Annotated in this window: 17 protein-coding genes and 1 pseudogene; 10 read left to right on the top strand and 8 right to left on the bottom strand. The window is 46.8% G+C overall.

What is annotated here, in order from left to right:
- Nucleotides 1–210: 210 nt before the first annotated feature.
- Nucleotides 211–1,881: a PucR family transcriptional regulator gene (locus AC2TDN_RS12735; protein WP_484688240.1), complete on the top strand. Its 1,671-nt coding sequence runs from the start codon at nucleotides 211–213 to the stop codon at nucleotides 1,879–1,881.
- 662 nt (nucleotides 1,882–2,543) lie between these two features.
- Here AC2TDN_RS12735 and AC2TDN_RS12730 read toward each other — a convergent pair.
- Nucleotides 2,544–3,383: a YheC/YheD family protein gene (locus AC2TDN_RS12730; protein WP_484688239.1), complete on the bottom strand. Its 840-nt coding sequence runs from the start codon at nucleotides 3,381–3,383 to the stop codon at nucleotides 2,544–2,546.
- A gap of 151 nt (nucleotides 3,384–3,534) precedes the next feature.
- On the opposite strand from AC2TDN_RS12730, the gene AC2TDN_RS12725 reads away from it, so the two are divergent.
- From AC2TDN_RS12725 to AC2TDN_RS12715, 3 genes are read left to right on the top strand one after another with little or no spacing between them, the layout of a single operon-like run.
- On the top strand, nucleotides 3,535–4,773 hold the full coding sequence (locus AC2TDN_RS12725; RefSeq protein ID WP_484688238.1) for a phenylacetate--CoA ligase family protein: 1,239 nt from the start codon (nucleotides 3,535–3,537) through the stop codon (nucleotides 4,771–4,773).
- Nucleotides 4,774–4,787: 14 nt separating this feature from the next.
- Complete coding sequence (gene sbnA, locus AC2TDN_RS12720; RefSeq protein WP_484688237.1) at nucleotides 4,788–5,759, top strand: 2,3-diaminopropionate biosynthesis protein SbnA; 972 nt, start codon at nucleotides 4,788–4,790, stop codon at nucleotides 5,757–5,759.
- 33 nt (nucleotides 5,760–5,792) lie between these two features.
- The gene (locus tag AC2TDN_RS12715) at nucleotides 5,793–6,776 is read left to right on the top strand and encodes a 2,3-diaminopropionate biosynthesis protein SbnB (protein WP_484688236.1); all 984 of its coding nucleotides are present in this window, start codon (nucleotides 5,793–5,795) and stop codon (nucleotides 6,774–6,776) included.
- Between the two features lie 163 nt (nucleotides 6,777–6,939).
- On the opposite strand, the gene AC2TDN_RS12710 is transcribed toward AC2TDN_RS12715, so the two are convergent.
- Nucleotides 6,940–7,305, bottom strand: a complete 366-nt coding sequence (locus tag AC2TDN_RS12710) for a hypothetical protein (RefSeq protein ID WP_484688235.1) — start codon at nucleotides 7,303–7,305, stop codon at nucleotides 6,940–6,942.
- A gap of 259 nt (nucleotides 7,306–7,564) precedes the next feature.
- On the opposite strand from AC2TDN_RS12710, the gene AC2TDN_RS12705 reads away from it, so the two are divergent.
- Nucleotides 7,565–7,972, top strand: a complete 408-nt coding sequence (locus AC2TDN_RS12705; protein ID WP_484688234.1) for a DUF1761 domain-containing protein — start codon at nucleotides 7,565–7,567, stop codon at nucleotides 7,970–7,972.
- 99 nt (nucleotides 7,973–8,071) lie between these two features.
- Here the strand turns inward: AC2TDN_RS12705 and AC2TDN_RS12700 are convergent, their stop codons facing one another.
- On the bottom strand, nucleotides 8,072–8,308 hold the full coding sequence (locus AC2TDN_RS12700) for a DUF6953 family protein (RefSeq protein WP_482068393.1): 237 nt from the start codon (nucleotides 8,306–8,308) through the stop codon (nucleotides 8,072–8,074).
- 195 nt (nucleotides 8,309–8,503) lie between these two features.
- Here AC2TDN_RS12700 and AC2TDN_RS12695 point away from each other — a divergent pair, with 195 nt between their 5' ends.
- The 5 genes from AC2TDN_RS12695 (at nucleotide 8,504) to AC2TDN_RS12675 (ending at nucleotide 12,146) form a co-directional block, all read left to right on the top strand.
- The gene (locus tag AC2TDN_RS12695; RefSeq protein WP_482068392.1) at nucleotides 8,504–8,953 is read left to right on the top strand and encodes a MarR family winged helix-turn-helix transcriptional regulator; all 450 of its coding nucleotides are present in this window, start codon (nucleotides 8,504–8,506) and stop codon (nucleotides 8,951–8,953) included.
- Nucleotides 8,954–9,003: 50 nt separating this feature from the next.
- Complete coding sequence (locus AC2TDN_RS12690; RefSeq protein ID WP_484688333.1) at nucleotides 9,004–9,978, top strand: aldo/keto reductase; 975 nt, start codon at nucleotides 9,004–9,006, stop codon at nucleotides 9,976–9,978.
- A gap of 79 nt (nucleotides 9,979–10,057) precedes the next feature.
- Complete coding sequence (locus AC2TDN_RS12685; protein ID WP_482068391.1) at nucleotides 10,058–10,549, top strand: hypothetical protein; 492 nt, start codon at nucleotides 10,058–10,060, stop codon at nucleotides 10,547–10,549.
- A gap of 138 nt (nucleotides 10,550–10,687) precedes the next feature.
- A complete protein-coding gene (locus AC2TDN_RS12680; RefSeq protein ID WP_482068390.1) occupies nucleotides 10,688–11,182 on the top strand; it encodes a glutathione peroxidase in 495 nt (164 codons plus the stop codon).
- A gap of 157 nt (nucleotides 11,183–11,339) precedes the next feature.
- Complete coding sequence (locus tag AC2TDN_RS12675) at nucleotides 11,340–12,146, top strand: copper amine oxidase N-terminal domain-containing protein (protein ID WP_484688233.1); 807 nt, start codon at nucleotides 11,340–11,342, stop codon at nucleotides 12,144–12,146.
- 43 nt (nucleotides 12,147–12,189) lie between these two features.
- Here the strand turns inward: AC2TDN_RS12675 and AC2TDN_RS12670 are convergent, their stop codons facing one another.
- The 5 genes and pseudogenes from AC2TDN_RS12670 to AC2TDN_RS12650 all read right to left on the bottom strand — a co-directional run bounded on the left by AC2TDN_RS12670 (nucleotide 12,190) and on the right by AC2TDN_RS12650 (nucleotide 15,009).
- Nucleotides 12,190–12,459 carry a hypothetical protein gene (locus AC2TDN_RS12670; RefSeq protein ID WP_484688232.1) on the bottom strand — a complete coding sequence of 90 codons (270 nt, stop codon included), beginning with the start codon at nucleotides 12,457–12,459 and terminating at the stop codon, nucleotides 12,190–12,192.
- Nucleotides 12,456–12,731, bottom strand: a pseudogene (locus AC2TDN_RS12665) (hypothetical protein); the annotation flags it as partial. The pseudogene AC2TDN_RS12665 and the gene AC2TDN_RS12670, both read right to left, overlap by 4 nt.
- Before the next feature lie 131 nt (nucleotides 12,732–12,862).
- Nucleotides 12,863–13,429 carry a hypothetical protein gene (locus AC2TDN_RS12660; RefSeq protein ID WP_484688231.1) on the bottom strand — a complete coding sequence of 189 codons (567 nt, stop codon included), beginning with the start codon at nucleotides 13,427–13,429 and terminating at the stop codon, nucleotides 12,863–12,865.
- Nucleotides 13,430–13,608: 179 nt separating this feature from the next.
- Nucleotides 13,609–14,034: a hypothetical protein gene (locus AC2TDN_RS12655; RefSeq protein ID WP_484688230.1), complete on the bottom strand. Its 426-nt coding sequence runs from the start codon at nucleotides 14,032–14,034 to the stop codon at nucleotides 13,609–13,611.
- A gap of 111 nt (nucleotides 14,035–14,145) precedes the next feature.
- On the bottom strand, nucleotides 14,146–15,009 hold the full coding sequence (locus tag AC2TDN_RS12650; protein ID WP_484688229.1) for a DUF6973 domain-containing protein: 864 nt from the start codon (nucleotides 15,007–15,009) through the stop codon (nucleotides 14,146–14,148).
- Nucleotides 15,010–15,267: the final 258 nt, after the last annotated feature.

The raw sequence follows: 15,267 nt of genomic DNA, 5'->3' as shown, positions 1-15,267 counted from the left end.
CCCTAATCCATTTATATGTTAGTTTTTCTTACATTGGTCGGTGATGTGTAGCTACATCATAATCCGAATTCGTTTCCTTGTCATTGTGCACATTAGCTAAAAATAGCCGGAATTCATTGAATAACCTCGACAAACATACATTTACACTAAGCTGCTTAAGTGATATATTGATGTCATAAAATATAACATTAAACCATTGGTGGTGCTGTCATGCTGCTCAAAGAGCTCATTTCTCTCCCTATTTACGCGAATGCAAAAGTGATTGCCGGACATGACGGCATGACAAATAGCGTCCAATCGGTGAATATCATGGACGCACCTGATATTATTCATTATTTAAAGCCGCAGGAGCTGCTCTTGACGACCGGCTACGCGATGAAAGATAACCCCGAAGAGCTGCTGTCACTCGTAACCAATATGGCGAAGGTCGGCTGTGCTGGTCTTGCGTTTAAGACAAAACGTTTTCTGCAGGAGGTGCCAAGGGATGTCATCGAGCGCGCTGAGAAGCTGCAATTTCCGATTATCGAGCTTTCTCTGGAGCAATCGCTAGGGGATATTGCCAACTACTCGCTCAGTCATATTTTGGAGAAGCGCACCGATGAGCTGAACTATGCCCTAACGACACATAAGCAGTTTTCTCAAATGATCATGCAGGGCAAAAGCACAGAGGATGTCATCGAAGCGCTCGCGATTCTCATCGATTCGCCAGTCATGCTCATGAACCAGCATTCCGGGCCGCTCTTGCGCTCCGGCTCCATGACAGAGGAGCTCTATTCCAAGCTGATGAACGAGCTCCAAGGAGAGCTAACATCGTCCCCGCTGCAAGGCTCCATTACGATCCCGCTTCCTCTGCAATCGATCGCAGGCACACTATATTCGTCGGCCGTGCTTCATCCGATCGTCACTTTTCAGCTGGAAGGCTGTTTAATTGCATTAATGAGTGATATTAGCAGGCAGCTCAGCAACCTCACGAAGCATGCGATGGAGCAAGCCGCCAACGTTATCGGACTGGAGCTTATGAAGAAGCAGGCCGTCAAGGAGCGGTCGCGGCGGTACAAAAACGAGTTTTTCTCCGACTTCGTCGACGGATTGATCACTTCCGAGCAGGAGCTTGTGCACCGCTGCAAAAACTACGAGCTGCTCAACCATCCTGTCTATATCAGCGTTGTCGCCAAGCGGGATACGTCCTTCGACTTGCTTCGCCCCTCCAGCGCGCTTGAGTCGGACGGCCGCTTCATTTCCGAGCGCGACCGCCATTACAACCTGCTGAAGGGCGAGTTTTCGAAGCTGGATCTTCGCTTTGTCCTATTTACCAAGAACGAATATTTCTGCTTCCTCATCGCTATGCATGCAAGCCAGGATGTGACAGAAGGCAAAGGGAGCAAGTTTCTTGAGCAGCTGAAGCAGATAGCAAGCAGCCTAGGAGATACGCACGGCATCCCCATCTCGATCGGCATCGGCAATCCGGTTTCGCAGCTTCCCGATGTACCCTTGTCCTACAAGGAAGCGGTCGAAGCGCTGCAAACCGGCTATGATGCGCACAAGAAGCAGTTCATTCTGCCCTACCGCGCCAAAAACTTCAACAATTTGCTTCGGATGATTCCAAAGGAGGAGCTGCGGGAGTATTACGAGGAAACGTTCAAGGATATGCTCAGCATTGAAGGGAAGGAGCGAAGCGATTTGCTCAAGACGCTCAGCACCTTCTACGAGACGCATTGCCAGCTTGCGGAGACTGCCAAGCAGCTGTTCATCCACCGCAACACCGTCACCTATCGCCTTGAAAAATGCGAAAGGCTCACCGGCCGCGATCTACGCGATCCCGTCGAGAGCCTTCGCTTCCGCACCGCATTTTCCATGGAATCGCTGTTTCTTGCCGATTAGACTTTAGTGGCGCAGCAGCGCTTGCTCCGGCAACATGTCCGCGCTTGCTCTCACGATGAATTCTCGCAATAAGCACATATGCGTGCTTATAGACCACTAATTTGGGTTACTTTTCAGCTATAAGCGCATATGTGTGCTTATAGCTGCTTTTCGAGCTGCACGCATACGCCGAATTCTCTCAATAAGCACGCATGCGTGCTTATTGACGACTAACTTGGGTTACTTTTCAGCTTTAAGCGCATATGTGCGCTTAAAGCCGCTTTTCGAGCTTGCTCACACGCCGAATTCTCTCAATAAGCACGCATGCGTGCTTATAGACGACTAACTTGGGTTACTTTTCAGCTTTAAGCGCATATGTGCTCTTATAGCCCTTTTTCGAGCTTCCCCACACGCCGAATTCTCTCAATAAGCACGCATACGTGCTTATTGACCACTAACTTGGGTTACTTTTCAGCTTTAAGCGCATATGTGCGCTTAAAGCTGCTTTTCGAGCTTCCCCACACGCCGAATTCTCTCTATAAGCACATATGCGTGCTTATAGACCACTAACTTGGGTTACTTTTCAGCTTTAAGCGCATATGTGCGCTTAAAGCCGCTTTTCGAGCTTCCCCACACGCCGATTCCATCCTTACATGCCCTATGCGGCGGCGGCGAAGCTCTCTTTACAACCCGCGCTTCGCTTTTTTGCAGCGAAGCCTGTAGGTTCTTCCGTTTGCTTTGCCGTAGCGCACGATTCTACGGAGCATCGATTGATCCTTAAGCAGCGCGAACGGACAAGGATCAGGCGAGGTGTTTACCTCAAGGATCCATGGCTTCAACTGCGTGTCGAGGGCAAGATCGAGACCAATCTCGACAATGCCGGGATAGGCGCGATGAAGCCGCGTCGCCGTGCGGACACCGAGCTGATCCATCTGCTTCAGCATGCTTGTTAGCTTAGCCGAACTCGTGTAGCTTCTCAGCAAATGTGCCGTTGGGTAGATTGTTCCCCCTGCACTGCCGTTCGTCACGATCTTGCGCGGATGGGCTACCCTGCCCACCGTTGCAGTCGCATCCCAACTGCCGCGAGGCGTCCGCTGAACTACGAGCCGAAGGTCAAAAGGGCATCCTTTATGCCTAAGCAGGTGGATACCCTTCTGAATCAAATAGACCTTCCCCTTCGCATCCTTCAAAATAGAAAGGTACAACGCTTTAGGAGTGGTGAAGGTTCGCTTCTTCAAGCCAAGCTGATACGCATAGCTCTGTACGAACCTGCCCGCCCGCTTAACCTCCTTTAATTCCACCTTCATCACGCCGCGTCCCTGAGATCCCTTTGCCGGTTTCACATAAACCATTCCATACTGCTCAAGCATTCCACGCAAACGGCTCTCCGTCAAAATTTGTGTCATAGGCAAATGTTTTCTTATCTCAGCATCACTTTTCAATACTTCTGTCTTCGCCCACTTATCCGCTATGTGTCTGCTGAACGCATTAGCTGACCGCGACTTTTTTTGCTTGCTTTTCATCCTATCCCTCCGTTCTTTCTTCACCCCCTTATAGCATACGAACCTTTCGCAAAATGGATGTAGGCCGCTGACGGCATAAGTCGAACCTGTAAACGCTAGCGACATATGCTTAATTAACGCATTCATCCAAGTTGCAGGAGGCTCAAACCGAATGTCGCTATTAACCCCGATTCAGCAGCAAATCGAACGTATAAGCCAGCTGCACCCTTGGTACAAGTCTCTCCTTCATGAGCACGGAATAGATCCACAAGCATGCGGGTTAACCGAACTGCCGCTTATCACATCTGACATTTTGGAAAAGCATTATTTCACCCAAGAGGCTAGAAGCGAAGCCGATTTGTCCGTTTACCGAACCTCCGGCACCTCGTCGGGTGTTCGCAAGGCGATTTATTATTCACAGGAGGACGATGAGCGCTACATCGAAGCGAAAACAGCTTGCTTTAGGGACTGGCTAGCAGTTTCCGACCTACATGAGCACCATCCAATGGCGATCCGCAAAGCATTAGCGGACATGGGTACCGGGCATGCAGCCAATACGGCCATGACGATCTTTGCGCGACTTGGCTTGCAGGCGGATTCCTTATCCTTTGCGCTGCCCATCGAAGAGCATATCGCAAGCCTGGAATCCACTCGCCCAGACCTTCTTTATACGATGCCGTCGATTTTGGACGCGATTGCTTCCAACTCAGTCGATCCGCGGCATTATGGCATCAAAAAAATAATACTTGTCGGCGAAATTGCACCTCTCCACTGGCAGTCCAATATGGCAGCCCGGTTCGGAATCGAGCCTCGCCATATTCTCGATACGTATGGCTCGATTGAGATTGGCGCGATTGCCTCGTACTCTCACCTGCACGGCTTATATGTCATCGAGGACGGCATTTATGCCGAAGCCTTGCCCGCCGAGCAAATCGACGACCAATTCGAGTCTTTGCAGCAAAACGAGGCCGTTCTTGTGCTGACCTCTTACGTGCGCACCTTATTCCCGGCCATTCGATACGTCACCTATGATGTCGTTCGCGATTTCCAGACCCTTATCATTGACGGGCGGGAGAGGCAATGCTTCAGCTGTATTTCAAAACGAATCGGCACGGATCTGAAGCATGGGGAAAAAATCAGCTTATACGACATTGAAAGCGTTGTTCACCAATTCGTGAGCGATGCTGCGCTTCGCGTAAGGCTTCGTCATAACAAGCTGTCTATTCATATTCAAAGTAAATTGTTGAAAGACGACATGCTTGTTCATATTCAGCATGCCATCGAGCACAAAATTGGCGAGATCGGACTAATGATTCAAAATCGCATGCTGGACGGCATTACAGTGACACGCGCTGCGGAAACGGAGCAGCTTGAGCGCGGGGCGGTGAAATCAAAAAAATTGTATTTTTGAGGGGTGCTTAGCCAATGGGGAAAAATCTGTTGTCAATCATCGGGAATACGCCGCTTATTCAGCTGTCGAAGCTGTTTGCGAATGATCGCGGCATTCAAGTATATGCCAAGCTTGAATTGCTCAACCCGGGAGGCAGCGCCAAGGATCGATCCGCTGCTCGCATCATCAATGAGGCATGGGATGAGGGCATTATCGGACCAGGCTCCGTCATTATTGAATCCAGCTCAGGCAATATGGCGATTAGTCTTGCAGCCATCTGCTCCTATTTAGGCATGCGGTTCATCAGCGTCATCGATCCAAAGACGACACAGCAGAACATCCGGATTATGCGTGCTTATGGTGCCGATATTGAGATGGTTGACAAGGAGGATCCCGAAACCGGTCAATTTCTGCCTGCAAGGCTTCACAGAGTGCAGCAGCTTGTATCGCGCACGCCGAATAGCTTCTGGCCGAATCAATACGCAAATAAGAACAACCATATGTCCCATTACGAGGGAACGATGCGCGAAGTCATCGAGGAGCTGGGCCACGTCGACTATATAGTTGGCGGTGTCAGCACCTGCGGCACGATGCTCGGCTGCGCTAATTATGCACGCGATCATGAGCTTCCGACTAAGATCGTCGCGGTCGATGCGGAAGGCAGCGTTATTTTTGGCGGAGCGAACGGCACCAGACGTTTTCCCGGCCTTGGAACTGGCATTATCCCTCCTTTTGGCCACACAAGGTTTATGGATAAGGCGATAAAGGTAGCCGATCTGGATATGGTTGCCGGCTGCAGGCTGCTCGCAGCGAAGGAATCGATTTTGGCTGGACCCTCTTCTGGCGCGGTTATTCACGCTTTGAAATCAATCGAGAATGAGCTGCCGAATGACTCGGTATGCGTCGTTATTTTGCATGATCGCGGGGAGCGTTATATGGATACCGTATTTAGCGATGAATGGGTGGAGCAGCAGTTCGGAGAGAATCGTTTTAAATCAGATAACTAAGCATAACATTCGATAACCGAAAGGATAATGCCCGTGTTATATCTCGGTGATCAGCATATTCGCACCATCGGCTTGCACTGGGGAGAGCTTGTTGACAGCATAGAGACTGCGGTTCGAATTATCGATTCCGGCGACTATGCGCAGCCCATAAAGCCTTATTTGCGTTACCGCAATCCAGCCAATCGAATCATTGCCATGCCTGCTTACATCGGCGGTTCTGTTCAGGCGGCCGGCATCAAATGGATTGCCAGCTTTCCCGGCAATATCGATGCCGGCTTGCCTCGCGCGCACAGCGTTACGCTGCTAAATGACGCCGGTACGGGCATTCCGTACGCTATGCTTGGCACACCTCTGCCAAGCGCCGCTCGAACGGCAGCGGTCAGCGGCTTGCTGATCCGTCATTATCTTAAAGCGCAAGGCGCAGAGCGACGATTTAAGCTTGGGATTATCGGCTTCGGACCCGTAGGCCGGCTTCATTACGACATGTGCGGTGCGCTTTTCGGGGAGCGATTAGAAGAAGTCCAAGTATACGATATACGGGGCTGCGAGCTGGATAGCCCTGATCTGGCCGGTGTTGACAGCGCTCTGCGGAGCCGCACTCGGCAAGCGGGCAGCTGGCAGCAATTATATAGCGAGTGCGACCTCATTATTACGTGCACGGTGAGCAAAGAGCGGTATATCGATATCCCTCCGGCAGCAGGCAGCTTACTGCTTGATGTGTCCTTGCGCGATTATGAATCGTCAGCCATACGCGGTATTACCGCGATAATTGTCGACGATTGGGAGGAGGTATGCCGCGAGAATACCGACATCGAGCTGCTTCATCTCGAACGGGGCTTAACCAAAGCACAGACTAGCTCGTTAACCGATGTCGTATGCCGCGGAGCGCTTGCGAAATTCGCCGCTTCGGAGCCTGTATTATTTTGCCCGATGGGTATGGCGGTGTTCGATATGGCGGTTGCGAATTATTTTGCAGGGCGCGCGCGAGCTCTTGGGATCGGCATACAGCTCAAATAACGCGCTACCCTGCAGAAGCAGCTTCTCCATCATAATCTCGCTGCGCTTTCACTTGTACCTATGTCCCATCCCGCACAATTAAAAAAAGGATGACGCCAGCAGCCTGCCTGCATGGCATCATCCTTCTAGGTACTGCTATGATTAAGCAGCAAGCCCGCTCGCTTTATGCGGATTGCCCCAGTCGATTGGCAGGGAATGAATATACTTTTGAGTGGTCTCCGGATTTGGACGCATCATCGCTAGCCTTCCGGGAATTCGTAAGCTCCATAAACCAAGCCTCATCCCATGTATCTAATGCCAAGTCGATTGCGTTGTGAAATATCTGGGCATCATCCAGTGCAATGTCGGATACGTTTTTGAGCCAGGATGACCGAACGGCAACGATTTTCCCTATGACTTCCTCGTTATCTGATTTCACAACATTCACGGTTACAAATCCTTGCAAAATATCGACTGTTTCGACAAATCCGTGAATAAGCTCGCCATCCTTCGTTTTACCTTGTACCCAGTCGCTTGTGCTGAATTTCATCTTTAAGCACCACCTATCCCTAATAGTAAGAACGCCTGCTTAACTGTAACTTTTTTTAGTACATTTACTGTAAAAAAGTAGACGATACTCTGAAACTTCCTAGTCCAAGCGCCGCCTTATTTATGACTTCCATACTGTAAGTTTAATGATTACAGTTACCTTTGTCAAGTTCTTATGAAATTTGGGTATTCCACTACCGAGCCGACTTCTTTTTCTGCTAAAATAAATGTGATTTACTAAATAAAGGAGGAAATAGCGGATGGTGCATCTAGCTGATGTCAATTATGTAGCTGTATTGCTTGCAACGATCGCGACAATGGTGCTTGGATTTTTATGGTATTCCCCGATTTTGCTCGGCAATGCATGGATGAAGCATCGCGGTTTATCAAAAAGTGAAATGTCGGGAGGCGGAGCACTAACCTATGTGCTGACAGCCTTGACCGCGCTTGGCGGCTCATTTGTACTGGCGCTGCTGCTCACGCTTGCGGATGAAACAACGATTTGGAGCGGATTAGTCGTAGGACTGCTTATAGGAATTAGCATTTCGCTCAAAATCGGCATGAACTACTTATTCGAGGGACACAAGCTTGGCCTTTACTTCATTACAATAGGCTATCACTTGATCTCATATGTAATCGCTGGTCTTATCATCGGCTGCATGCAATAATCAACGATATTCAAACGAGAATATGAGGCGTTAATCGTATGAGCTGGCTTCAAAGCCAAGCTTATGCGATAACGCCTTTTCTTATGCCGCGAAGCAAATTTAACTCCAGCCCCAGAAGAAGCCGTCTCTTTCCCAAGCCGCTTTTCCTTTGTGCAGCTTGCGGAATACCTTCTTCACTTCTTTATCAATCGATTGATTGCCATGCTCATTCACATATATAAAAGATTCGCCAAAATGGCTCTTAATATGCTCAACGGCAGCACCTTGATGCAAAATTCCTTTCTCCTTCAACTCGTTTAGCATCCATTCTGCAACCTCATTAGCGGTATAGGACATTATTCTCACTCCTTCATCAAATTCAAATAAACGCTGTAACTATAGCATACTTAAACGACTCACTTCAATCATACTCGATCCGCGGCTGTCATTGACAGTCTATTGCCATTTCCTCTATATTATATTTATCACAATTTAATTTTACGAAATGAAGCGAAGTTTTTAAAAATTCGCCTTCCTATGGAGGAAAACAACATGGATTCCAACGAAATGTTAAAGCTCGACAATCAAATCTGCTTCGCCTTTTATGCTTGTTCCAGAGAAATAACGAAGCTATATCGGCCGATGCTGGAAAAAATAGACCTGACTTATACGCAATATGTTACGATGCTGGCTCTATGGGAGCAGGATCACGTGACCGTAACTGCGCTTGGCAACAAGCTCTATCTTGATTCAGGCACCTTGACCCCACTCCTCAAGAAGCTGGAGGCAGCCGGACATATTACCCGGACGCGTGATCGCAACGATGAACGCAGCGTATTGGTTGAGCTCACCGAGCAAGGAAGAGCTTTGAAAGAGCAAGCGCTCGACTTCCCTTATCAGCTCGCCTGCAAGCTCGATGGAACGCCGGAAGAAGGAGCCGCGATGCTGGAGCTTATGCACCAATTCCTACACAGAATGCAGCAAAGCGGAGCCAAAGAGTAAGATCAAATGTGCTGCAACTCCATTACTTGTTTAGGAGGCAATACGCAATGATGAAATCCGTGCTCCGGCCTTTTGGCCCTACGAACCTGCAATTATCTCCACTTGGCCTTGGCTGCTGGCAGTTCAGCAACGGCAAAGGCCTCATCGGAAAATTTTGGCCTGTTCTGCAGGGTGCCATGATTAATGATATCGTCAAAACCAGCTGCGAGGGCGGCATGAACTGGTTCGACACAGCCGAGATTTACGGCAACGGTCAATCCGAGCAGCTGCTTGCTCGCGCTTTGAGGGAAACGATTCCTGCTTCAAACCCTGTATTTATCGCGACCAAATGGTGGCCGTTGATGCGCACTGCGAGCAGTATAGGAAGCACCATTGATGAGCGAATAAAACAGCTGGAAGGCCGAACAATCAACTTGTATCAGGTGCATCAGCCCTTCTCCCTCTCTTCGGTAAGCAGCGAGATGAAGGAGATGGCGAAGCTGGCGGCGGCGGGGAAAATTCAGCATGTAGGCGTAAGCAATTTCTCCGCCAAGCAAATGCGCGAGGCTGACCGTGTCCTGCGGGAGCATGGCCTGCGGCTTGCATCCAACCAAGTGAAATACAGCCTGTTGGACCGCCGGATCGAACAGAACGGCATTCTGGAAACAGCGAGGGAGCTGGGCACCGCTATCATCGCCTACTCTCCGCTTGAGCAAGGCATATTAAGCGGAAAGTTTCATCAAGATCCCGAGCTGGTCAAATCAATAAGCGGTCCTCGCAGATGGAGCCCTGCATTCCGCAAGGAAGGGCTAAGCCGTGCGAAGCCGCTCATTGACTCATTGGAGCAAATGGCTGGCCGTTACGAAGCTACCGCAACGCAAGTAGCGCTCAATTGGCTGATCCATGCTCACGGCGAGACGGTATTCGCTATTCCAGGCGCATCCAAAATCCATCACGCCGAGCAGAACGTAAAGGCGATGCGCTTCAAGCTAACAGCGGATGAAATCAATGAAATTAGTGAAGTGTCACGGTTCGTCTGCCGCTGAATCTCGTTTCAAAGCTGTGAGGGAAGGGTATAAGTAGTTGTAACCTCATATTAGCTAAAATGCGAGAGGAGGACTCACCATGACGGTGACCATCGGCATTTTCAAAAAAGAAAAAGGCATTTTGGAAGCGATCAAAATGTTTCAAACGGCTCAGACGAATGATTACAACCTGCGAATTGTCGTAAAAAATAAGGAGTCTGCTCCGATACTGGCTGCTCAATCAGATGTCCCTGTTGAAGAAGTCTATGAAATTCTTGAGGCAAGGGAGCCGCTTGCAGATAGGGTTGTACCCCCGCTTGGAGCGATTCCGCTCGCTGCTGGCGGCTACACAGCCGGATCGGTTGGAGCAAGCAGCGGCAGTCCTGCCGGCTTTGTTCCAGTCATTAACGATCTTGATGATCGCCCCGGTACAAATGATGTGCTGCAGGATATCGGAATTCCTGAGAAGCATGCTAAGGAATGCGGTGACGCGGTTGAACTCGGACGTTACTTGTTCATTCTCGAAACGGATTCCGAGGCAGAGGCCGAATCTCTGCTTCGTCTGGCTGGAGCCACAAACGTGGTATATTAAAAACTTGAGGTTGCCCTGTAACCATTAAGGGCAGCTTCTTTTTGTTTTGACATCTTTTAAATTAAATTGACAGCCGTATATAAATTGCTTACAATTAAATTATGTAAAATACAAATCGGTTATTGGAGGTTATCCCCTATGTCCATATACAATATTGAAGTGAATACGATCAAAGGCGAACCACAGACTCTTGCTCCCTACAAAGGGAAAGTAATGCTAATCGTGAATACAGCGACCAAGTGCGGCTTCGCAACACAGTTCAAAGGTCTTCAAAAGCTTCATGATACGTATAGCAAGCAAGGCTTCGCCGTTCTAGGTTTTCCTTCCTCCCAGTTCGCTAATCAAGAGCTAAGCGATGACAGCCAAGTAGCAGAGGCATGCGAAATCAACTTCGGCGTGTCCTTTCCGCTGTACGCGAAAATCGATGTGAACGGCAGCACCGCTCACCCGCTTTTCCAACACCTCACCAACGAAGCTCGCGGCTTCCTCGGCTCCAAATCGATCAAGTGGAACTTCACGAAATTTCTAGTCGATCAGAACGGAAAAGTATTGAAGCGCTTCGGGTCGAAGGATACGCCTGAGCAAATCGAAAAGCATATCCAGAAGCTGCTTAGAGTGGCTACGCACGCCTAAAGATACGAGAAGCCTCTCATAGAAGAACGCTCAACAGGTGGAAGTTAAGCCCCATTTAGAGATGTGGTAACTTTAACTAACTGTAACTTTTATATAACAAATACGTCTATCCTTTAATAGAAGAGATTGATTTATCTTTTTTTTATAGGAGGATATCATGTTTAAAAAATTAACTTTGACGGTATTAGCGTCTGCCTTAATTGCCGTCCCTGCTCTTTCAGCTCCCAGCTTTGCAGATAGTCGGCCTGTAGAGATTAACAACGGCCAACTGAAAAACAGTCGGGTGCTTATTCCTTTACGCGACTTTTCTCAAAATTTGGACGCTGCGGTGGAGTGGAACCAGAAGAGCAAAACAATCAAAATCAAGAAAGACGAAACCGAGCTGCTGCTCACCGTCAACTCCAAAAAAGTGCTTGTGAATCAGTCTCAAATTGAGCTGGACGTCCCGGCCGAGCTAATCCAAAACACTACTTTTGTTCCCCTGCGGTTTGTCAGCCAAACGCTCGGAGCAGATGTAGACTGGAACCCCTACGGTCAACAAGCAACGATTTCGTTGAATGGGAAACAAATTGTCGTAAATATCGAACGAACTCAGCCTTCTTCCTCTCAAAAAGCGACGGCTGCCCGTTTGAAACAGTTATCCGATAAATTAAATGAAGCAACAAATGTATCTGCCATCAAGCAAATTCGGACTCATTACAAGCCATATTTTACGAATCGTCTCATCAATGCAATTATTCAAAATAAAGGATTGGGAAATGACTATTCATTTCATGCTCCTCTAACGTCCGTTAATTATACAAGTCAGACAACAGCAAGACTTTCGCAATCATTAGAAATTGGGCATGATGCTTACGAAATCCATTCTGTTACAAGACAAATTAATCTCGTATATGTCGATAAAGTATGGAAGGTGGATACGGTTAGTTTTACAAAAGTTTCTGTCCCTATTTCGGGTGCATAATCCAAAAAGAGAGCAGCTCGCTTAGGCGAGCTGCTCTTTTTTTCTATTGCAGAGTAACTATTGGCCCCAATGTAATTTCATTTGGACGTAACCAGATAAACTCTGGATTGGTGTAGGCAAGCGATGCGCTGGAATACCCTAAGAATAACCATGTAGAGCCATTAATTTGCTTTACATCATACGCTGTTGCTGTATTCCCGATTAAAAATGCGCTTTTTGCACGCAGGGTAGCGGTGTACGTTTGCATCCGATTTCGCATAATTCCATAAATGGCTTGATAGTTGGCATTATCAAGGTAAAGCGTCATATTCATGCCTTGTGCTGACTGAATGTTTGTATAATCAGTCCGATTATTCGCTTCATCCCGAACCTCTTTAATAACAATTGCTTTATAATAGTAGTGTCTTCCTTGTCCCTAAAATATACCGCATATGACCGATCTCGCCGTGCTATACTACCGAACGAATGACTCTCTAATCGGATCGGACCGACCTGATATGGAAAATCATGCGAAAGCAGCTGCTGCAGGTCATTGTAAGTTGTCGATTGATAAAACTGCGGAACATTCTCATAAAAAATGACGCGTGGCTCTGCAGCTTTTTAGATTTTATATGTCCCAAGAATCAAATTGTCATAATACCCCTGGTCTAAATCACCAAGTAGCGAAAATATGGTCTATATGTGGCGCGTAGTCTAGTCTGATTATGCCGACATATCTATCTCCAATCATCCTCGACCGCCGCAAACAATACAATCCTAACGCAGACTCCTAACAAGCCGGAACCATGCCCACGCTTGAGTGTGACTAACGGTGACGGTGTGCGGTCAGGAGTGGACGACCTTGCTAACTCTGAGAGGAGGGAGCGGCACATTACCAGGCGGAAACGCAACCATTGGGGAGGTCTAATGGGGTCAAGGTATTGGCAATGTAAGAGCTGCGACCGGGTCCTATCTTCTTCTTTCTTGAACAGTCCAACCTTCTTCATTCTTTCAGCTACCGGCTTCTTCTCCCAGAGATCTAACGCCTCACGCTTCAGCTGCCTTTCAATTCGCTTTCCCGCCATATGCTCATTCATGCGTTCATTCCGTTGCTGTGCTGGATCTGGCAACGCTTGAACGGTAGCAGCTGCTACCTGCTGAACTGCTTCATGTGCTGCCTGTTGTGCCATTATTTGAAATTCAGCTTGTAAAGCCTTCTTTAATCCTTCTATGTCTAGCACTTGTGATTCACTTGTAGATTCAACAGCTTCAGGAAACGGTCGCAATTCTATCTCATTAGACAAGGACTGAAAGATTGCTTCTAATGCCCAAGGTGGTTTGCTTCCGCGTATTGTAATCATCAATAAAGAAATGATTTATTGAACGTTCTTGTCTGTTTCTGTTGAAATAGTATTTAACTCAAGAGTTTTGCTGTAACACGATCTTGATCATTCCGTTATCTGGAGAGGGGTCTCCATGGCAATCATTTCACTTCCACTTTGAAAACAAAAACAACCCCACCTTCTGACCATTGAGCATTGTAGCTATAGGTGTGAATTCCGTTGGTATACGGAACTAGAATTTCATTTTTTGTATTGTCTAATACATTTACATCTTTTTCATTGAGAACTTCATGGATATTGCCCATTTTTTTTGGCTTACGGTTAAACGAAAATATAATTTTTGAATTAGGGGGTATGATCGTAGGTTCGATTTTCATTTCTATTGCTGATGAATCGCCGTACTCGTATTTCCCTCCCCAATGGTATGTAAAAACTTTAACTGGAATCTTAATATCAGTATTTTCAACAAAAGCCGTAGAAGTAGGCATAGGATTGTTACTAAATGCACTACAAGCGCAAAGCGTGAAAAGCAAGCAAATACATATACTAAATACCGTTGTTCTCATCGGTTCATGTCCTCCCATGTGGACGATATGCTACGAAACTTAATTAAGTAAAAAGAGGAAAGGGAAAGATTCCCTTTACCTCTTATATAAGAAAATATTAAATTTATATTATCATCTTAGAACAATCATCTCTCCAGCTTGGATTTTCGCTGTAACCCGATCTTGTAAGGTTTTATCTGATGTCCATAGGATACTATCAGTCCAGAAGTTCCAGCTATCCCTCCCTTTTTCATTGTTATGAAGATCCATAACTTTATGTTGTCTTCCAGTAAAACCGTCAAAATATTGGTCATAGTAACTCGGGTCATCTTTTGCCTCGTGAGCGGTAGCCCACGTATATGCTGACAATTTGTTAATATACTTAACCATCAATGCATTCCATATTGCGTGGCGGAATGCATCCCTTTGAGTGCCGTTCCCATGTTGGTTATTATAAATACTGGATTCTTCGTAGTTGACAGCTTTGTCTCTACAATAATTTACAAGCAACGCCTGCCCAGGACTTGTAATGACTAATACCTTCTCAGCGTTAGTCAGCACTTTCCATTGAGCAATATATGGGTCATACCAAGAAAGAGCACTAAAGGAATTTTGTTGTTGGTCACTCAATTTTTGATCAAATTGTTGTGATATTTCAGAAGTTGCCAATTCGGGATTCTCTTTCTTGAATTTTTCAATCTCTTTAAATAATTTCACATCTTCTTCGTCAAAAGTCAAATCCTTATATAACGGATTATTAAGAACTTCATCCACGGTTAGAGATTTTTGCTTTTGAACATTGCTTGGTGAATTAACAGATTTGAAGTTTAGCGGAATTTTCGGGGAATGCTCATGACTGGAATTCTGTCCCAATACGTTGGCTGTAGCAGTTTTTTCGCTAGATTCAGCAAAGGTAGTCAAAGGACTAATGAGCATAGAGATTGCAACAGCTGATAGTGCGACTTTCACTGCGGTTTTTTTAACACTGATTACCATAAAATAAAATTCCTCCTAGAAAATATATTATTTTGAATATGTAGCAAGTATAATTATGTATTATTGAATAATATTGGTATATAGGTATAAACAACTAAATATTAAACACCATGATTTTACAAAATAGGGACCTCCACTTCATTGAATAGGTCCATTGTTCTAGTTTTCGCAGTTCCCTTATTGCAGATCAATAGTATATTTATGGAAATGAAAACTACATGCGGTATTTGTTAATTTTTTGTTAATCGGGTACAGCTG

It is taken from the genome of Paenibacillus sp. Y660, from assembly GCF_057221575.1.
The sequence above is the reverse complement of the archived record's forward strand: the minus strand, read 5'-3'. Positions and strand labels throughout refer to the sequence as shown.